Source organism: Kitasatospora sp. NPDC057500, assembly GCF_042802195.1.
GTDB lineage: Bacteria > Actinomycetota > Actinomycetes > Streptomycetales > Streptomycetaceae > Kitasatospora.
Window position 1 is genome coordinate 1 of record NZ_JBHVER010000169.1, and the last position, 18,014, is coordinate 18,014.

At 74.9% G+C, this 18,014-nt stretch carries 16 protein-coding genes; 9 read left to right on the forward strand and 7 right to left on the reverse strand.

The features are described from left to right. Positions 1–149 precede the first annotated feature (149 nt). From ACFU74_RS28205 to ACFU74_RS28220, 4 genes are all read left to right on the forward strand, one after another. Positions 150–1,574, forward strand: a complete 1,425-nt coding sequence (locus ACFU74_RS28205; protein ID WP_380761679.1) for an acyl-CoA synthetase — start codon at positions 150–152, stop codon at positions 1,572–1,574. Between the two features lie 216 nt (positions 1,575–1,790). Next, positions 1,791–2,684, forward strand: a complete 894-nt coding sequence (locus tag ACFU74_RS28210) for a C40 family peptidase (protein WP_380761681.1) — start codon at positions 1,791–1,793, stop codon at positions 2,682–2,684. 361 nt (positions 2,685–3,045) lie between these two features. Next, positions 3,046–4,113: an NUDIX domain-containing protein gene (locus ACFU74_RS28215; RefSeq protein ID WP_380761683.1), complete on the forward strand. Its 1,068-nt coding sequence runs from the start codon at positions 3,046–3,048 to the stop codon at positions 4,111–4,113. Between the two features lie 181 nt (positions 4,114–4,294). Continuing rightward, positions 4,295–5,101 carry a DUF4184 family protein gene (locus tag ACFU74_RS28220; RefSeq protein ID WP_380761685.1) on the forward strand — a complete coding sequence of 269 codons (807 nt, stop codon included), beginning with the start codon at positions 4,295–4,297 and terminating at the stop codon, positions 5,099–5,101. Here ACFU74_RS28220 and ACFU74_RS28225 read toward each other — a convergent pair. Further along, on the reverse strand, positions 5,077–6,441 hold the full coding sequence (locus tag ACFU74_RS28225; RefSeq protein WP_380761687.1) for a dipeptidase: 1,365 nt from the start codon (positions 6,439–6,441) through the stop codon (positions 5,077–5,079). The two genes, ACFU74_RS28220 and ACFU74_RS28225, sit on opposite strands and share 25 nt — an antisense overlap. 223 nt (positions 6,442–6,664) lie before the next feature. Here ACFU74_RS28225 and ACFU74_RS28230 point away from each other — a divergent pair, with 223 nt between their 5' ends. Beyond that, entirely contained in the window at positions 6,665–7,912 is a 1,248-nt protein-coding gene (locus ACFU74_RS28230) for a geranylgeranyl reductase family protein (protein ID WP_380761689.1), read from the forward strand. Between the two features lie 131 nt (positions 7,913–8,043). Here ACFU74_RS28230 and ACFU74_RS28235 read toward each other — a convergent pair whose 3' ends face one another. From ACFU74_RS28235 to ACFU74_RS28250, 4 genes are all read right to left on the reverse strand, one after another. After that, positions 8,044–8,751, reverse strand: a complete 708-nt coding sequence (locus ACFU74_RS28235; RefSeq protein WP_380761691.1) for a hypothetical protein — start codon at positions 8,749–8,751, stop codon at positions 8,044–8,046. A 169-nt stretch (positions 8,752–8,920) separates the two neighbouring features. Then, positions 8,921–9,133, reverse strand: a complete 213-nt coding sequence (locus ACFU74_RS28240) for a hypothetical protein (RefSeq protein ID WP_380761693.1) — start codon at positions 9,131–9,133, stop codon at positions 8,921–8,923. Positions 9,134–9,356: 223 nt separating this feature from the next. After that, entirely contained in the window at positions 9,357–11,672 is a 2,316-nt protein-coding gene (locus tag ACFU74_RS28245) for a glycosyl hydrolase family 18 protein (protein ID WP_380761695.1), read from the reverse strand. 179 nt (positions 11,673–11,851) lie between these two features. Beyond that, the gene (locus tag ACFU74_RS28250; RefSeq protein WP_380761697.1) at positions 11,852–12,847 is read right to left on the reverse strand and encodes an ArsR family transcriptional regulator; all 996 of its coding nucleotides are present in this window, start codon (positions 12,845–12,847) and stop codon (positions 11,852–11,854) included. 76 nt (positions 12,848–12,923) lie between these two features. Here ACFU74_RS28250 and ACFU74_RS28255 point away from each other — a divergent pair, with 76 nt between their 5' ends. Continuing rightward, positions 12,924–14,273 (forward strand): MFS transporter, encoded by a 1,350-nt coding sequence (locus ACFU74_RS28255; protein WP_380761699.1) that lies wholly within the window; start codon positions 12,924–12,926, stop codon positions 14,271–14,273. 5 nt (positions 14,274–14,278) lie between these two features. On the opposite strand, the gene ACFU74_RS28260 is transcribed toward ACFU74_RS28255, so the two are convergent. Beyond that, positions 14,279–14,695, reverse strand: a complete 417-nt coding sequence (locus ACFU74_RS28260; RefSeq protein ID WP_380761709.1) for a RidA family protein — start codon at positions 14,693–14,695, stop codon at positions 14,279–14,281. Between the two features lie 110 nt (positions 14,696–14,805). Between ACFU74_RS28260 and ACFU74_RS28265 the strand changes: the two genes are divergently transcribed. Beyond that, a complete protein-coding gene (locus tag ACFU74_RS28265; protein ID WP_380761701.1) occupies positions 14,806–15,294 on the forward strand; it encodes a Uma2 family endonuclease in 489 nt (162 codons plus the stop codon). A gap of 134 nt (positions 15,295–15,428) precedes the next feature. Next, positions 15,429–16,202 (forward strand): enoyl-CoA hydratase family protein, encoded by a 774-nt coding sequence (locus tag ACFU74_RS28270; RefSeq protein WP_380761703.1) that lies wholly within the window; start codon positions 15,429–15,431, stop codon positions 16,200–16,202. Between the two features lie 21 nt (positions 16,203–16,223). On the opposite strand, the gene ACFU74_RS28275 is transcribed toward ACFU74_RS28270, so the two are convergent. After that, a complete protein-coding gene (locus ACFU74_RS28275; protein ID WP_380761705.1) occupies positions 16,224–16,979 on the reverse strand; it encodes a maleylpyruvate isomerase family mycothiol-dependent enzyme in 756 nt (251 codons plus the stop codon). A gap of 130 nt (positions 16,980–17,109) precedes the next feature. Here ACFU74_RS28275 and ACFU74_RS28280 point away from each other — a divergent pair, with 130 nt between their 5' ends. Next, a complete protein-coding gene (locus ACFU74_RS28280; RefSeq protein WP_380761707.1) occupies positions 17,110–17,868 on the forward strand; it encodes an acyltransferase in 759 nt (252 codons plus the stop codon). Positions 17,869–18,014 lie beyond the last annotated feature (146 nt).

The following is an 18,014-nucleotide window of genomic DNA, read 5'->3' on the forward strand; positions in this document are numbered from 1 at the left end:
GCCCGGGATTCCCCGGGCGCGCCCCCGCCGTCCTCCGCCCGGACACCCGGCCGGCGCCCGGCGGCCCGTAGAGTCGGTCGGCGGCGCACGGCGGACCGTCGCGCGCCGCGGACCATCGTGGACACGTGGACAAGGGCGAGGGCGGACACATGACACTCCTGACGGCGCTTCAAGGCGGCTCCGGCGACTCCGGCGACGCGCTGCGGATCTCCGACGGCCCCGGGCTCTCCCGCGAGGACCTGCTCGGCGCGGCCACCGCCGTCGCCGACCGGGTCGCCGGCGCCCCCGCCCTCGCGGTGCTCGCCCGGCCCACCGCCGAGACCGTGGCCGCCGTCGTCGGCGGGCTGCTCGCCGGGGTGCCGGTGGTGCCGCTGCCGCCCGACTCCGGGCCCAAGGAGCGCGCGCACATCCTGCGCGACTCCGGCGCCTCCCTGCTCGCCCACGCCGCCGCCGACACCCCGCCGCAGGACGCCGGGATCGCCGGCCTCCCCGTCGACCTGCGCGAGCGCTCCGCCGCCACCCACGCCGAGCCGGACCCGGCGGCGACCGCCTTCGTGCTGTACACCTCCGGCACCACCGGCGCGCCCAAGGGCGCGATGATCGGCCGCTCCGCCGTCGCCGCCGACCTCGACGCGCTCGCCGACGCCTGGCAGTGGACCGCCGAGGACACCCTGGTACACGGCCTGCCGCTGTTCCACGTGCACGGACTGGTGCTCGGCGTGCTCGGCGCGCTGCGTACCGGCAGCAGGCTGGTGCACACCGGGCGGCCCACCCCCGCCGGGTACGCGGCGGCGGGCGGCAGCCTCTACTTCGGCGTGCCGACCGTCTGGTCCCGGCTGGCCGGCGATCCGCAGGCGGCCGCCCGGCTCGCCTCCGCCCGGCTGCTGGTCTCCGGCAGCGCCCCGCTGCCGGTCCCGGTGTTCGAACGGCTCGCCGAGCTGACCGGCCACGCCCCGATCGAGCGCTACGGCATGACGGAGTCGCTGATCACCGTCTCCACCCGGGCCGACGGCGAGCGCCGCCCCGGCAGCGTCGGCCTGCCGGTGGCCGGGGTGCGCACCCGGCTGGTCGGCGAGGACGGCGCCCCCCTCCCGCACGACGGCGAGAGCGTCGGCGAGCTCCAGGTGGCCGGGCCCACCCTGTTCGGCGGCTACCTCAACCGGCCGGACGCCGACGCCGAGGCGTGGACCGCCGACGGCTGGTTCCGCACCGGGGACGTCGCGGTGATCGGCCCGGACGGCTTCCACCGGATCGTCGGGCGCGCCTCCGTCGACCTGATCAAGAGCGGCGGCTACCGGATCGGGGCCGGCGAGGTGGAGGCGGCGCTGCGCGACCACCCGGCGGTGGCCGACGCCGCCGTGGTCGGCGCGCCGGACGAGGACCTCGGCCAGGCGATCGTGGCGTACGTCGTTCCGGACGGTTCCGTGACGGGTGAACAGCTGACGGCCTTCGTGGCCGAGCGGCTCTCGGTGCACAAGCGGCCCCGGCGGGTGGTGCTGGTGCCCGAACTGCCCAGGAACGCCCTGGGGAAGGTGCTGAAGAAGCAGCTGCTGGCGGACTCGGCACACGGGTGACGGGCGGTCATCCGGCGCCGGGTCGGGTGACGGTCGCTCACCTTCCGTGAGCCTTCCTTTGGCGCACTCCACTGCGCGCCGTGAGCGGACGCGTGCTTAACGTGACAAGCGGCGCGGCCGGGGCCCCGACGGCCCCGCGCCCCGCGTGAAGCGTTCAGCTCCCAGCGTTCGGCGCGATCGGCGCGTCCGGCGCGATCAGCGAAGGAAGACAGCAGCATGACGACCGTCAACACCGGCGCACCGGGTGCCGCCGACGACGCGACCGGGCAGCACACCGCCGCCTCCACCCCCAGGCCGACGGCGGGTGCCCGCCCCGCCCGTGCGGCGCGGATCCGCCGGGGGATAGGCATGGTGGCCGTGATCGCGGCCGGCGCCGGCGTGCTCGGCCTCGGCACCGGCGCGGGGACCGCGGTGGCCGAGCCGGCGCCGGCCCACGCCGGGTGGGACGGCTCGCGGTACTGGTTCAAGGACGGCCAGGGCCACTGGCGCTGGACCTCGCACTACGACGTCTACCTGGCGCGCACCGGCGGCTCGGCCACCGCCTCGGGGACCTCCACGAGGGCGGCCGGCTCGTCCGGGGGGATCACCCAGGGGTGGGACGGCTCGCGCTACTGGTTCCGCAACAGCCAGGGCCAGTGGCGCTGGACCTCGCACTACGACGTCTACCTGGCGCGCACCGGCCAGTCGGGCTCGGGCTCCTCGTCGGCGGACGCCGCCCCCTCGTCCTCCGCCGCCCCGGCGGCGGACGGCGACGTCGAGACGGCGGTGCAGTTCGCGCTCGCGCAGCTTGGCAAGCCGTTCCGGACGGCCGGCAACGGGCCGGACGGCTACGACTGCTCGGGCCTGGTCCAGCAGTCCTTCCGGCGCGGCGGCATCTCCCTGCCGCGGGTCGCCAACGACCAGTACGCGGCCACCACACCGGTGACGGCCGGGCAGCTGCGCCGCGGCGACCTGCTGTTCTGGTCGGACGACGGCACCGCCCGGGGCATCCACCACGTGGCGGTCTACCTGGGCAACAACCAGTACGTGGAGGCCGCCCGGCCCGGCACCTCGATCCGGATCTCGCGGATCAGCAGCGGCTACTACCCGACCCACATGGGCCGCCCCTAGCCGGTGACGCACGGCGTTCCGCCGGTGCCCGGGCCGACGCGGTCCGGGCACCCGGCGGGTGGGGGCCCTGCACGCAATGGGGCGCGGGAGGTGTGCCGGGGGCGCGCGGGATTCGGCCGGACTCCGGTGCCCGGGGCGGCGCACGCCGGTGCGCCAGGGGTTGTACGGGTATCGTCGCAGGCCCTCTGACCTGGGCACATGCCCCTGTCAAACGGAACGGGGAACCGCCATGAGCGGGGAGCACGTGGAGGTATGGGGACCGGCGCGGCAGGGGTACCACCTCGGGTGGCGCCGGCACGACTGACGGGGGCGCCGCCCGGTGCGAACGGCGCCGGGGGAGGTCGAGAACATGGGGGCGTGAGTGATCGTCTGGGTCAATGGCACATTCGGGGCGGGCAAGACCACCGCCTGCCGCGAGCTGGTGGAACTGCTGCCCGGCAGCATGCTGTTCGATCCCGAGCTGGTCGGCTTCGGGCTGCGGGCGATGCTGCCCGCCGACCGGATGGCGGCGGTGTCGGACTTCCAGGACCTGCCGGCCTGGCGCCGGCTCGTCCCCGAGACGGCGGCGGCGCTGCTCGGCGAGGTGCCGGGGCCGCTGGTGGTCCCGATGACGCTGCTGCGGGAGGACTACCGCGACGAGATCTTCGGGTCACTGGCCTCGAACGGCATCGCCGTGCACCACCTCGTCCTGGACCCTGAAGAAACGATCCTGCGCGAGCGCATCGCCCAGCGCGAGGAGGTCCCGGACGACCCCGAGCGCAGCGAACGGATCCGCCAGTGGTGCCTGGAACACCTACCGCGCTACCGCGCCGCCCGCCGCTGGCTGCGCCGCGACGCCCGGCTCGTCGACACCTCCGGCCTCACCCCGCGCGAGACCGCCGCCCGGCTCGCCCGGCTGGTGGACGACGGCTCGGCCCGCTGCCCCATCGTCCAGAGCCCCGACCCGACCGGGGACACCGTGGCCGCCGCCGTCCTGCTCTTCGACGAGCAGGACCGGGTCCTCCTCGTCGACCCGGTCTACAAGCCGGACTGGGAGTTCCCGGGCGGCGTCGTCGAGCGCGGCGAGGCCCCCACCGACGCCGCGCTGCGGGAGACCGCCGAGGAACTCGGCCTGCGCCTCGACCCGCGGGCGCTGCGCCTGCTCGCCGTCGACTGGGAGCCGCGCACCGGCCCGCGCCGCGGCGGGCTGCGCCTGGTCTACGACGGCGGGCTGCTGGACGCCACCGCCCGGCAGGGGCTGCTGCTCCAGCAGGAGGAGCTGCGCGGCTGGCGGTTCGTCAGCCTGGAGGAGGCCTCCGGGCTGCTGCCCCCGGGCCGGCACCGGCGGCTGGCGGCGGCGCTGGAGGCCCGCCGCTGCGGGGAGCTGCGCTACCTGGAGGCCGGGCGCCGGGCGGGCGTGGGACTGGCCAGGGCCGCCGACGCGGCGTGAGCCCGGACGGCGCGCGGCGGGGCGGGTGTGCGGCGGGGCGGGTGTGCGGCGGGGCGGGGGGTGCGGCGGGGCGGCGCACGGGCTGACGGCGTGCGCCCGGGCGCTGCACGCCCCCTTGCCGCGCCGGGCGCGGAGACGGACGGGGGAGACGGGCGCGCCCGGGCGGCGGCAGGATGAAGGCATGCCGTTCACCCTGAGCCACCCGGCCGCCGTGCTCCCCCTGCTGCGTGCGACGGGGGAGCGCGGCCCGCTGGTCGCGTCGGCCCTGGTCGCCGGCTCGCTGGCGCCCGACCTGCCGTTCTTCGCCGAGTCGCTGCTGCCCGGGGTGTACCGGCACGGCGCGGCGACCCACCGCTGGTGGGCGGTGCCGACGCTGGACGTGGCGCTCGCGGCCGGCCTGGTCGCGGGCTGGCACGGGCTGGTGCGCGGGCCGCTGGTCGCGCTGCTCCCCGGCCGGTGGGCGGGCGCCGCCGAGGCGCTGACGGCCCGCCCGGCCGGCCGGGGGCGGCCGTCGGGCGCGGACCTCGGGTGGTTCGCGCTCTCGGCGGCGGTCGGGGCGGCGAGCCACGTCGGCTGGGACGGCTTCACCCATGCGGGGCGGTTCGGGTCCCGGCTGGTGCCGGCGCTGGAGCGGCCGGTGGCGGGCGGCCCGCCGCTGTACGAGGTGCTCCAGTACGGGACCTCCGCGCCGGCGCTGGCAGCCGTGGCGCGGTACGCGGTGCGGTCGGCCCGGGCGGTGGAGCCGGCGCGCCCGGCCGTCGAGCTGTCGCGGCGGGCCCGGCGGACGGGCGCGGCCGTGCTCGGGACGGCCACCGTGGCGGGGGTGGCGCACCGGCTCGTGCCGCTGCGGCGCGGGCCGCTCGCGGAGCTGTGCTTCGGCGCGGGGGCGGGGCTGGCCGTCGGCGCGGTCGGCTGGGCGCTGCTGGCCCGGGCGGCGCGGCCGCGCCGCCCGGTGCCGGGGCGTCAGACGGTGCGCAGCTCGGCGTAGCGGCGCAGGAACAGCGCCTCGGTGAGGGCCATCCGCTCCAGCTCCAGCGGGTCGACGCTCTCGTTGACGGCGTGGATCTGGGTGGTCGGCTCCTCGACGCCGATCAGGATGATCTCGGCCTGCGGGTAGAGGGTGCGCAGCGTGTTGCAGAGCGGGATCGAGCCGCCCTCGCCGGAGGCCACCATCGGGGTGCCGAAGGCCTCCTGCATCGCCGCGCCCATCGCCTCGTAGGCCGGGCCGGAGGTGTCGGCGCTGAACGCGGCGCCGTTGCCCTGCCGCTCCACGGTGACCCGGGCGCCGAACGGCACCTGCGCCTCCAGGTGGGCGACCAGCGCCTCCTGGGCGGCCGAGGTGTCCATGCCAGGCGGCACCCGCAGGCTGACCGAGGCCTTGGCGGAGGCCTGCACGGAGGAGGTGGCGCCGATCACCGGCGGGGCGTCGATGCCCAGCACGGTGACCGAGGGGCGGGCCCAGAGCCGGTCGGCGACGGTGCCGGTGCCGGTGAGCGCGACGCCGTCCAGCACCTTGGCGTCGGCGCGGAACTGCTCGTCGGGGTACTGCACGCCGCTCCAGCGCTGATCGGTGGCCAGGCCGGCCACCGCGACGTCGCCGTTCTCGTCGTGCAGCGAGGCGAGCGCCTTGACCAGGGCCTGGAGGGCGTCCGGGGCGGCGCCGCCGAAGGCGCCGGAGTGCAGGTTGCCGGCCAGCGTGCGGACCGAGACGTCGACCACGGTCATGCCGCGCAGCGAGGCGGTGACGGTGGGCAGGCCGGGGGCGAAGTTGCCGGTGTCGCCGATCACGATGGCGTCGGCGGCGAGCAGGTCGGGGTGGGCCTCGGCGTAGCGCTCCAGGCCGCCGGTGCCCTGCTCCTCCGAGCCCTCGACGACGACCTTCAGCCCGACCGGGTAGCCGCCGTCCACCTGGCGCAGCGCCCGAAGGGCCGTCAGGTGCATCAGGATGTTGCCCTTGCAGTCGGCGGCGCCGCGCCCGTACCAGCGGCCGTCGCGCTCGGTGAGCTCGAAGGCGGGGCTCTGCCAGGCGTCCTCGTCGAGCGGCGGCTGGACGTCGTAGTGCGAGTAGAGCAGCACGGTGGGGGCGCCGGCCGGGGCGGGCAGCTCGCCGTACACGGACTGGGTGCCGTCGGGGGTGTCCAGCAGCCGGATGTTCGTCAGGCCCTCGGCGGCGAAGGCGTCGGCGACCCAGCGGGCGGCCTTCTCGCACTCCTCCACCGGGAACTGGCGCGGGTCGGCGACCGAGGGGAAGGCGACCAGGTCGGCGAGGTCGGTGCGGGCGCGGTCCATGAGGGACCGGACGGCGTCGGCCAGGGGCTGCTGCGGCATCGGGGGCTCCGGGAGGGCTGGTCCGTCCGAGGGGGTGGTGCGGGCGAACGGCATTGACGGTGGGTGGAACCGATCATAGGACGAGTCGGGCGGCGGTCCCCGGGGGAGCGGCCGCGGGCGCCCCGACCGGGCCGGGCCCGGCCCGCCCGACCGGTGGTTCGGTCGCGCGTTCGGGGCGGTGCGGCCGACGGCGGCGGGGGCGGCCGCATTAGGATTGCTGCCCGTGACTGACTCCGGAAGCCCCGATTCTCGTAGCCCGCTCGACGCCGAGGCCGACGGGCCGGACCGGCCGGACCCGCTGGACGGCGTCTGGGACGTCGTCGTGGTCGGCGCCGGACCGGCCGGCTCCTCCGCCGCGCACGCCGCGGCCGTGCAGGGCCGGCGCGTGCTGCTGCTCGACAAGGCCGAGCACCCCCGGTACAAGACCTGCGGCGGCGGCATTATCGGCCCCTCCCGGGACAGCCTGCCGCCGGACTTCAGGCTGCCGCTGCAGGACCGGGTGCACGCCGTCACCTTCGCCTACCGCGGCCGGTTCACCCGGACCAGGCGCTCCAAGCGGATGCTGTTCGGCCTGGTCAACCGGGACGAGTTCGACCTGCGCCTGGTCCAGGCGGCCAAGCAGGCCGGGGCGGTGCTGGTCACCGGAGTGACCGTCACCGGGGTCGAGCAGCGCGGCGGCGAACACCGGACGGCGCTGGTCACCGCCTCCGACGGGCGCGTCTTCGAGGCGCGCGCGGTGGTCGGCGCGGACGGCAGCGCGAGCCGGATCGGCCGGCACGTCGGCGTCTCCTTCGACCAGATCGACCTCGGGCTGGAGGCGGAGATCCCCGTCCCGGCGGACGTCGCCGCCGACTGGGCGGGCCGCATCCACCTCGACTGGGGCCCGCTGCCCGGCAGTTACGGCTGGGTGTTCCCGAAGACCGAGTCCAGCAGCCTGACCGTCGGGGTGATCTCGGCGCGCGGCGACGGCGAGCGGACCAAGCAGTACCTGGCCGACTACATCCGCCGCCTCGGCCTGTCGGGCTTCCCGCCGAGCGTGGAGTCCGGGCACCTGACCCGCTGCCGCGCCGAGGACTCGCCGCTCTCCCGCGGCCGGGTCCTGGTGGCCGGCGACGCGGCCGGCCTGCTGGAGCCGTGGACCCGCGAGGGCATCTCCTACGCGCTGCGCTCGGGCCGGCTGGCCGGCGAGTGGGCGGTCAAGGTCGCCGAGGCGGGCACGGCGGCGGAGGTCCGGCGCGAGGCGCTGAACTACGCCTTCGCCGTCAAGGCGGGCCTGGGCGTGGAGATGCGGGCCGGCAAGCAGATGCTGGAGGCGTTCGAGCGCCGCCCGTACCTGTTCCACGCGGCGGTCTGCCTGGTCGACCCGGCCTGGCGGGCCTTCGCCCGGACCACCCAGGGCCACCTCACCTTCGCCCAGGTGCTGCGCCAGTACCGCTCGGCCCGCCGCCTCGCGGCCCTCGCCTCCCGCTGATCCGGCGGTGGGGGGGGGGCCGGGGGGGGGGCGGGCCCCCCCCCCCCCCCGGGGGGGGGGCCCCGCCCCCCCGGCGGCCGGGGGGGGGGGGGGGCCCGGGGGGGGCCGGGGCCCCCCCCGACCGGGCGGGTTCAGTTCCCCGGCGGCAGGGACTCCGGCTGCTGGGACCTGCGGATGACGGTCCGCATCTCTTCGGGTGACGCGTCCAGCTGATGTGCCGCGTCGAGTGCGGACCGGAGCCGGCGCAGCTCCGTCCTGCGCTCGTGGTCCTGCCGTTCGGCGGCCGCGAGGCGGCTGCGGAGGTCGGCGATCTCCCTGCGGGCCGCCCGGAGCTCCTCCCGCAGGTGGCCGGCTTCCGGGTCCTCGGAGGAGGGGTACTGGCGGACCGTGATGTTCACGGTTCCGTGGATCACGCCTCCGGGAATGACGGTGACGGCGCCGTTCGCGATGACGTCGTGGTCGCTCCGCGCCTCCTCGTCGTTCGCCGTCTCCTCGGGGCCGTGGGACACCGGCGTGGGGTGGTCGCGGGCTGCCGTCCAGAGCCTCCGGGCCGCTCGGAACCGCCGCTCCCGCAGGCCCGGGTCGTCGGTGGTGGCCTCGATGACGCCCAGGACGAAGTGCCAGTCGTTCTCCAGGTTGTCCCCGCCCAGCCTGCGGGCGATGGTCGAGGAACTGTACTGGACGTCGGACTTCTCCATCTCGGCCTGCAGTTGCCGGATGCTCAGTCCGCGTTCGTTGACCATCGTGCGGAGGAGGTGGACGAGTTCGTTGGTCTCGACCGAGGAGCCTTGCGCGGGTGTGTTCCACTGCCGGCCGGGACGACGTGTCTCCTCTACCATGGTGTTGCCTTCCGTCTTCTGGAACGTACCGGGTTGTCCCGCAACAGGTCGGGCTGTCGCGTGGGACACCCGTTTTCGTGGCGCCCGTCAGGCCGTGCGCGTATGGTAAGGATCTGAGCACCACGAACCCGCCCCGAGGGTCCAATCTGCAGGGCGGGCCGTGTTCACCTCACCGCTCGAGGGGGTCGCCGCCGCCGGAACCGGTGTCGATCCCCTTGAAGCGTGCATAGAGCTTCACGAGTTCGACCGCGATCCTGAGGGTGGTTCTGCCTCCCGGGGAGCCCAGCCACGTTCCCGTGGTCGAGCCGGCCTCGTAGAGGCGTCGTCCTATCGAACGGGTCCTGCCACGCCAGCCGCCCAGCGGCAACGAGCGCTTCTCCACATCCCCTCCTCGGGTCGGACCTCCGTGCGGAGGTCGTGCACCGGTCCCCTGACCGGTCCTGGGTCAGGGTGAAGGGGTCCTGCGGAACCAGCGTACCGCGTCCTGTCCTATGTGTCTCGTGCCTGTCCCAGGACATGACGGGACATCAAGATCGTTGCACAGTGCGGGAGTATGCGAGAAGGGGCCGGTCCGTCGGACCGGCCCCTTCTGCTCTGCCGTGGTGCTACTTGAGGCCGCCGTCGAGCGCGTTGATCAGGGTGCCGCCCGGTGTGTCACCGGTCATGTCCCAGATCATCGCGCCGAGCAGGCCCTTCGACTTCAGCCAGGCGGTCTTCTTGCCGATCGACCAGGCGTCGTCGAAGGTCCACCACTGCCCGCCCGCTCCGGTGTAGCCGTAGGTCGCCACCGACTGCTCGTCGTGGTGGACGGAGAGGTTGGGGAAGGTGGTGATCAGGTTGTTGTACCCGCGGGTGCCGGCCTCCTCGGCGAACTGGCCGGGGGCGGCGCCGGTCGCGCTCTGCCACTCGCCCTTGGCCCCGCCGTCCGCGACGCCCTGCCAGCCGCGGCCGTAGAAGGCCAGGCCGATGGTGAGCTTGCGCGGGTTGACCCCGGCGTCGAGGTAGGGCTTGACGGCCCCTTCGACGCTGAAGTGCGTGGTGTACGGGTCCTGGGTGTCCACGTACAGGTTGCCCTGGTGGCCGGTGCGGTTGGGCTCCCACGAGTTGTCGCTGCCGGCGCCGTGGAAGTCGTAGCCCTGGATGTTGGCGATGTCCAGGTAGTTGAAGATCTTGGAGAGGTCCCAGCCCTGGTTGATCTTGACCGGGTCGGCCGGGGTGAAGGCGGTCAGCAGCTTGTGCGAGCCGCCGAGCGCGTCCAGCTGCTTGCGGAACTCGGCGAGCAGCGCGGTCAGGTTGTCCTTGTCGTTGGGGCTGTAGTGGTTGCCGGCGTGGCCGTCGGGCGAGCCGGGCCACTCCCAGTCGATGTCGATGCCGTCGAAGATGCCGGCCGCGACGCCGTCGCCGCCCGCGCCGTTGTAGGCCGGCAGGTTGCCCTTGAGGAAGATGTCGATGCAGGACTTGACGAACTTCTGCCGGGAGGCGTCGGTGGCCGCCGCGTCGGAGAAGTACTTGGAGAAGGTCCAGCCGCCGAGCGAGGCGACGATCTTCAGGTGCGGGTACTTGGCCTTGAGCTTCTTCAGCTGGTTGAAGTTGCCGCGCAGCTTGCCCCAGCCGTCGTCGGCCACGCCGTCGACCGACTGGGCGGCGCTCATCGGGCGGGCGTAGTCGGCGTCGGCGTCACCCGCGCCGGTGCCCTGGTCGGGGTCCTGCGGGTTGGACGTGGTGCCCTTGGTGACGCCCGTCATGCAGGTGAGGTTGACCGGGTCGATGTTCTCGAACGCGTAGTTGATGACGTCGAGCTTGGCCGCGCTGCCCGAGGTGTCGAGGTTCTTCACGAAGTACTGGCGTCCGTAGATGCCCCACTGGGTGAAGTAGCCGACCCGGGCGTACTTGCCGGTGCCGACCAGGTCGGAGGTGGTGACCTTCAGCGCGGCGGAGGCGGGCGAGGCGTTGTCGGCGCCGTCGCGGGCCTTGACCGTGAAGGTGTACGAGGTGGACGGGGAGAGGCTGGAGACGGCGGCGGTCAGCGTGGAGCCGGTCACCGTCCTGACCAGCGTGCCGTCCTGGTAGACGTCGTACGCGGCGACCTTCAGGTTGTCGGTGGCGGCGTTCCAGGCGAGCGTCACGTCGCTCGAACCCACCGCGGTGGTGCGCAGGTTGGTGGGCGCGGTGGGCGGCGTCGGGTCGGTGGCCGGGTCGAAGGTGGAGGCGGTGACCGGCGCGCTCGCCGGGCCGAGGTTGCCGCGGCTGTCCTTGGCCCGGACGGTCAGGGTGTAGCTGGTCGCCGGGGTGAGGCCGGTGACCACCGTGTCGGTGGTGGTGCTGGTGCCGACCACGGCGGTGCCGTTGAGCACCTCGTAGGACGCCACCGGGAAGTCGCCGCCGGTGGCCGCCGGCCAGCGCAGCGCCAGGGTGTGGGCGGTCGTGTCGGTCACCGTCGGGGTGCCCGGGGCGGACGGCAGGACGTCCGAACTGCCGTCGCACTTGTCGCCGTTGATCCGGCAGCCGGTCGGCGTGCCGATCGGCCCGTTGGCGACGAACCAGAAGCTGTACGGCTCGGTGGTCCGGCCCGCCGGGACGTTGGCGTTGTAGAACGCGGCGACGGCCGTGACGTGGCGGCCGTTGACCGTCGCGGTGCCGTTGTAGCTGTTCTGGATGGTCACACCGGCCGGGAGGTCGAACTCCAGGGTCCAGCCGTTGACGGCGGTGGTGTTGTCGTTCTTGACGATGTAGGTGCCCTTCCACCAGGAACCGCTGTTCTCGCTGGTGAAGGCGGCGGTGAGCTTTCCGGCCGCGGCGCCGGCGGGGGTGGCCAGGGCGGTGACCGCGGCGAGTGGGAGGAGCAGGACGGAGAAGAGCGCGAGCAGCCGGTGGCGCAGCAGCCTGTGGCGCGTTCGGCGCGCGCGGGTTCGAACGGACATGGTTCTCCCTGTGACTGTGGGGGTTGGACAGGGTGGCGCAGAACCGTACGAGTGGTGCCGGGAGCGTTCGAAGTGCCCGCGCCGTGGGGAGACGGGGGCATGGGCACTGTAGGAGGTACAGACCAATGCGTCAACAGGTCTGTACCACTGGTCAGTTGACGGGAAGTCGGCGGCCGACTTCACCGGCCGTGGTGCGGACCGCCGGCGAGTTCGTCGCCCAGCGGGCTGCGGCGGTACAGCACCGAACGGCCGTGCCGCGCCCGGGTCACCAGGCCGGTCTCGTGCAGCACCGCCAGGTGCTGGCTGACCGCGCCCGGGGTGACGTCCAGCCGGTAGGCGAGGTCGGTGGTCGAGGCCGGCTCGGCCAGCAGCGTCAGCAGCCGGGCCTTGGGCGTGCCGAGCAGCCGCTCCAGCGCGCGCGGGGTCGACGGCGGACGCGGCCCGGCCATCCCCGCCTGCCCGCGAGCCGGGTAACTGATCTGCGGGGCGCGGTCGTTGCTGATCATCGTGATCGCGCCGCGGGCGAAGAAGGTCGGCACCAGGACCAGCCCCCGCCCGTCCACCGTGATCTCGCCGTCCCACTCCGTCCAGCGGCGGTCGATCGACAGCACGCCGTCCGACCAGCGCAGCCGGTGGTCGAGGTCGGCGAACAGCGCCGCCGCGCCCTGCTGGGCCAGCACCCGCGACCGGTAGACCAGGTCCGCCTCCAGCACCGCCCGCGCCCGCGGCCACCACGCGGGCGCCAGGCAGCACTCCCAGTACTCCTCCAGCGCGTCGGCGATCCGCGCCAGCAGCCGGGCCGGATCGGCCAGCCCCGCCTCCAGCACCGCGGGCAGCGGCTGGCGGTGCGGCAGGAACGCCTGCTCCAGCTCCGGGCGCACCTGCTCCGGCGGCAGCGCCCGGACGGCGGCCAGCTCGGCGCGGAAGTCCGGCCACGGGACGGCCGGGCGGGGCGTCAGGAAGTCCGGGATCCAGCCCCTGGGGGTGACCAGGGAGAGCAGCAGCGAGGAGTCCAACTCCTCGAAGGAGGGCCGCAGGCGCGCGAAGGCGGCGGACTGCAGGGAGTAGACGCCCGGGTGGGTCCACATCCGCAGGCTGAGCGCGGCCTCCTGGATCGGCGAGCAGGCGAACCAGGTGGTGGCGAGGTCGGCCAGGTCGAGCTTGAACCTGTGCACGCCCGCTCCCCCCGAGATTTTAGGTAGAGCCTAAATCAGTACTGCCGGGCGGCGGTGCCGGGGTGGGATCGTGGGCATGACCACCTCACCGGCGGCGAACACCGCACCGAGCCCCGTGCCGCCCGCGTCCGGGGCCTCCCGGCTGCTGCACCCCGACCCGACGGTGCGCCGGCTCGCCCGGATCACCCTGCTCAACACCGTCGGCAGCGGCCTCTCGCTCTCCGTCGGGGTGCTCTTCTTCACCCGCCACCTCGGCCTGAGCGCGGCGCAGCTCGGCTTCGCGCTCACCGCCGCCGGGCTCTGCGGCGTCGTCGCGAGCGTCCCCGCCGGACGGGCCGCCGACCGCTGGGGGACCAGGCCGATCCTGGTGGCACTGGTCGCGCTCACCGGCCTCGGCACCGCCGGCTACACGGCGGTCGACAGCTATCCCGTGTTCGTGGCGCTCGCCTGCGTGGTCGCCGCCGCCGACCGGGGCGCGGCCGCCGTGCGCAACGCCCTCTACGCCGAGGTGCTGCCCGCCGACAAGCGGGTGGCCGGCCGGGCCTACCTGCGGGTGGTGACCAACGTCGGGCTCTGCCTCGGCACGGGCGTCGGCGCGATCGCGCTCCAGGTCGACACGCGGCCCGGCTACCTGGCGGCGATCCTGGCGGACGCGGCCTCGTACCTGGTGGTCGCGGTGATGTTCCTCCGGCTGCCGGTGCCGGGGGAGGGCGCTGCCGCGACCCGGAAGGCGAGGGACGCCGGTCAGGCGCGCGGGGCGGGTGAGGCGCGCGGGGCGGGGGCCGCCGGCGGGCCGGAGCGGCGCCCGGGCCGCGAGCGCAACCCCGCGCTGCGCGACGGGCCGTTCCTGCTGGTGACCGTGCTCAGCTCGGTGCTCGCCCTCCAGTTCGCGGTGCTGGAGGTCGGCATACCGCTGTGGATCGTCCAGCAGACCGACGCACCCCGGATCACCGTGGCCGCCACCCTGGTCGTCAACACCGTGCTGGTCATCGCCTTCCAGGTCCGCGCCACCCGCGGCACCGAGCACCCGGCCGCCGCCGCACGGGCCTGCGGCCGGGCCGGCCTGATCCTGGCCGCCTCCTGCCTGGTGATCGCCCTCGCCCACGGCGCCCGCACCGAACTCGCCGCCGTGGTGGTGCTCGCCGGCGTCGCGCTCCAGGCGGTCGGCGAGGTGCTGGGCCAGGCCGGCACCTGGGCACTCAGCTACGACCTGGCCGGCGAACAGGCCCACGGCGCCTACCAGGGCGTCTTCAATGCGGGCAGCGCCGCCGCCCTGATGATCGGACCGGCCGTCGTGTCGACCGCCGTCATCGGCCACGGCCTGATCGGCTGGGCCGCCCTCGGCGCACTGTTCGCCGCCGCCGGCCTCGCGATGGGCCCCGCCGTCCGCTGGGCGGCGCGGCGGGGAGCGACGGCACAGGCCTGAACGGACTACTCCGGAACCACCGCGAAGGCCTCGACCTCCATCAGCACCTCCGGCAGGAACAGCGCCGCGACCTGCACCGCCGAGGAGGCCGGCAACGGCAGGTCGCCGAGCGCCTCGTTCCTGGCCTCGCGGACGGCGGGCAGGTCCCCGATGTCGGTGACGAAGTACGTCAGCTTGACGACGTGCGAGAAGTCCGCCCCCGCCGCCGCCAGACAACGCCGCAGATTCTCGAACACCTGCCGCGCCTGCGCCTTCGGGTCCCCCACCCCGACCAGCCGCTGCTCCTCGTCGAACGCCACCTGCCCCGACACCGCCACCAGCCGCCCGCTCCCCGTGACGACCTGCGTGTACCCCGTCCCCGGAGCGACCCCGGGCGGCTCGGCGATGTGGGTGAGGGGGGCGGCGTTGCGCTGCGATTCCATGGTCATACGACCATCGTGGCCGACCGCCGGTCACCGCACCACGCCTTTACCGTCAGTGGGCGGTGGCACACTCGTGGTCACGGGAAACCAGGGCGGGAGGAGAACGCTTCGTGAGCACGCGCCGCGCCGAGATCGTCGATGGAGTCCTCACGCCGAGGTCGCCCTCGTGGGCGCACGAGAGCGCCGCCGAGGTCATCCGCCGGCAGCTGACTCCCCGGCTGGAGGAGTTGGCGCTGGTGTCCGGCTCCGGCAACCTCGACCTGCCGGGGTCGGAGAACCGGTACGTCCCCGACCTCGCCGTCGTGCCGGCCGACCCGGCGGCGAAAACGGAAGGCGCGCTGATCCCGGACCAGACGCTGCTCGTGATGGAGGTCAGCTCACCGTCGAACGCGGAGACCGACCGGCCGGTCAAGCGGCGCCGCTACGGCCAGTACGGGGCGCCGCTCTACCTCCTGGTCGACCGCCAGGCCCGCACCTGCACGCTGTTCAGCGAGCCCGGGCGGCTCGGGTACGCCGTCGAGGACGGGCCGCACCCCTTCGGGACGGCGGTCAGGCTGCCGGAGCCGTTCGGCCTCGACCTCGACACCTCGCGGCTCTGACCCACCCCGGCCGCTCGTCCGAGGGGGCTGGTCGGCGGGAGGGCGGGCATGTCAGAGTCGACCGGGCGCCCGCGGCTCACGGGTGGCGGCCGTCCGTTCCGACCCACCCTCAGCCGGAAAGCAGGACCGCACCGATGACCAGCGAAGCGCCCCTCGTCCGCGTCGCCACCGAGGACGCCGTCACCACCCTGACGCTCGACTCGCCGCACAACCGCAACGCGCTCTCCACCCGGCTGATGGCCGAACTGACCGCCGGCCTCGCCGCGGCGGCGGCCGACCCGCAGGTGCGCGCGGTGGTACTGACCCACGCGGGCAAGGTGTTCTGCGCCGGGGCGGACCTCTCGGAGGCCACCGGCGCCGACCCCACCGTCGGACCGCGCGGACTCGTCGACCTCCAACGGGCGATCGTCGACTGCGCCAAGCCCGTGATCGCCGTGATCGACGGCCACGTCCGCGCCGGCGGGCTCGGCCTCGTCGGCGCGGCCGACCTCGCGCTCGCCGGGCCGGCCGCCACCTTCGCGTTCACCGAGGTCCGGCTCGGGCTCGCCCCCGCCGTCATCTCGCTGCCGCTGCGCCCCAAGCTCGACCCGCGCGCCGCCTCCCGCTACTACCTCACCGGCGAGGTCTTCGACGCCGCCGAGGCCGCCCGGATCGGCCTGGTCACTCAGGCCGTCGACGCGCCGGAGGCGGCCGAGGTCGCGCTCAAGGGCCTGCTGGACGCCCTGCGGCTGGGTTCGCCGCAGGGCCTCGCGCAGTCCAAGCGGCTCGCCAACGCCGAGGTGGTGCGCTCCTTCGAGCGGGACGCCGACGAGCTGGTCGAGCTGTCGGCGCGGCTGTTCGGCTCGGAGGAGGCGCAGGAGGGCATGCGCGCGTTCCTGGAGAAGCGACCGGCGCGCTGGGTGCGCTGACGCGCCGGTCGCGGGGGGCGCTCAGCCGATGGCCGCGGTCGCGCGCCACAGGTCGAGCAGCGAGGCGTCCCCGACGGCGGCCACCCGTCCGGTGCCGCCCGGCAGGCGGTTCCACAGCAGCAGGTAGAGGTCGCGGGCCGGGCCGGTGAGCGTCAGGTCGGCCGGGCCCTCGGCGCGTTCGACGACGAGCGGCTCCGGTCCGATGGTCAGCAGCCAGCGGCCGGGGCCGTCGCTCGCGCTGACCTGCACCGTCCTGGTCCGCTCGCTGCGGACCCTGGAGCGGCCGAGGGACAGGAAGCCGGCCAGCAGCTCGTCTATGCCGTCCTGGGCGAACTCCGGATCGGTGTGCGGCCCCTCGACGCCGGCCGCCGCGTCGGCGTCGGCGCGGTGCACGGCCGTCTCGTGCGCCTGGCGGCGGGTCCAGAACCCGAGCGGGCTCGGCGCGGGGATGAAGGTCCAGCAGTCCAGGTCGGCCGGGGCGGCGGCGAGTGTGTCGACCAGGGCGGCGTGACCGGTGCGGAACCACGCGACCAGCTCGGCGTCCTCCGGCTGCTCGCCCCAGACGGCCTGGTGGCGTTCGGCGTCCAGCGGGGCCGGCAGCCGGTCCCGGACGATGGCGGTCGCCCAGCGGTGCACCCGGCCGGTGTGCAGCACGAGGTCGCGCAGCCGCCACTCCGGGCAGGTCGGGACGGGGGCGGCGGGGTCGGTGCGGGCGGCGGCGTCCGCGAGCAGGGTGCCCTCGCGGCGCAGCGCGTCGAGGTGCGCGGTGATCTCCATGATCGCGATTTTGGCAGAAGTAGCGGTTTCCGGACGCCGATTCGGCCAGGGTGACGGGTGGAGAGCTCCGAGCGTGTGACCTTGGCCGCCTCTGCGCCGGCCCGGACCTACGGGCCGGTAACGTGAGCGCATGTCGATCACGCGTTCCCTGGTCAGCGCCGCCCGGACGGGCGGCCGGCGAGCCGCGGGCAGGCTCGTCCACCGGGGCTGGCAGTGGGTGCAGCGGACCGGCGCGGTCTCCAGCGAGAACCCCGGCCCGTACCGGTTCCGCGAGCTGGGGGCGGGAACGAAGCTGACCTTCCCGCTCGGCGCGGTCTTCAACGAGCAGTGGATCACCATCGGCCCGTTCTCGATCATCGGCGAGCGGGTGACCATCAGCGCGGGCTTCCTGCCCGGACTCGACCTCGGCCCCGAGCCCGTCGTGCGGATCGGCGGCGGCTGCGTGATCGGCCGCGACAGCCACATCGTCGGCCACCAGTCGATCGTGCTCGGCGACGACGTGTGGACCGGCCCCGGCGTCTACATATCCGACCAGGCCCACGAGTACCGGGCCACCGACCTGCCGATCGGCAAGCAGTGGCCGCGCAACGAGCCGGTGGAGATCGGCTCCGGCAGTTGGATCGGCACCGGCGCGGTGATCCTGCCCGGCGCCCGGCTGGGCCGCAACGTGGTCGTCGCGGCCGGCTCGGTGGTGCGGGGCGAGGTCCCGGACCACACGGTGGTCGCGGGCGCCCCGGCGAAGGCGGTCCGCCGCTGGACGCCCGAGGAGGGCTGGCAGCCGCCGTTCCGCACCGAGGCACCGCGCCCGCTGCCGGGCGACGTGACCGCTGCGCAGCTGCGGGCGCTGGCGGGCTGGGACCTGCGGCTGCCGGGCGAGCCGGAGGCCTGAGGCGCGAGGCGGCGGCTCGCCGGGGCGGCCGGGGCGCGAGGGGCCGGGCTGCGCAGTTGCGGGCGCTGGCCGGGTGGGATTCGCGGTCGGCGGGCGAGCCGGGGTGAGGTGAAGGGCCCGCCGTTGCCGTCGGCGTGGGAAGTCGG

Coding starts and splice junctions, on each gene's coding strand:
- ACFU74_RS28205 (WP_380761679.1), top strand. CDS start 150: ATGACACTCCTGACGGCGCTTCAAGGCGGCTCCGGCGACTCCGGCGAC.
- ACFU74_RS28280 (WP_380761707.1), top strand. CDS start 17,110: ATGTCGATCACGCGTTCCCTGGTCAGCGCCGCCCGGACGGGCGGCCGG.
- ACFU74_RS28220 (WP_380761685.1), top strand. CDS start 4,295: ATGCCGTTCACCCTGAGCCACCCGGCCGCCGTGCTCCCCCTGCTGCGT.
- ACFU74_RS28270 (WP_380761703.1), top strand. CDS start 15,429: ATGACCAGCGAAGCGCCCCTCGTCCGCGTCGCCACCGAGGACGCCGTC.
- ACFU74_RS28235 (WP_380761691.1), bottom strand. CDS start 8,751: ATGGTAGAGGAGACACGTCGTCCCGGCCGGCAGTGGAACACACCCGCG.
- ACFU74_RS28255 (WP_380761699.1), top strand. CDS start 12,924: ATGACCACCTCACCGGCGGCGAACACCGCACCGAGCCCCGTGCCGCCC.
- ACFU74_RS28210 (WP_380761681.1), top strand. CDS start 1,791: ATGACGACCGTCAACACCGGCGCACCGGGTGCCGCCGACGACGCGACC.
- ACFU74_RS28225 (WP_380761687.1), bottom strand. CDS start 6,441: ATGCCGCAGCAGCCCCTGGCCGACGCCGTCCGGTCCCTCATGGACCGC.
- ACFU74_RS28260 (WP_380761709.1), bottom strand. CDS start 14,695: ATGGAATCGCAGCGCAACGCCGCCCCCCTCACCCACATCGCCGAGCCG.
- ACFU74_RS28245 (WP_380761695.1), bottom strand. CDS start 11,672: ATGTCCGTTCGAACCCGCGCGCGCCGAACGCGCCACAGGCTGCTGCGC.
- ACFU74_RS28275 (WP_380761705.1), bottom strand. CDS start 16,979: ATGGAGATCACCGCGCACCTCGACGCGCTGCGCCGCGAGGGCACCCTG.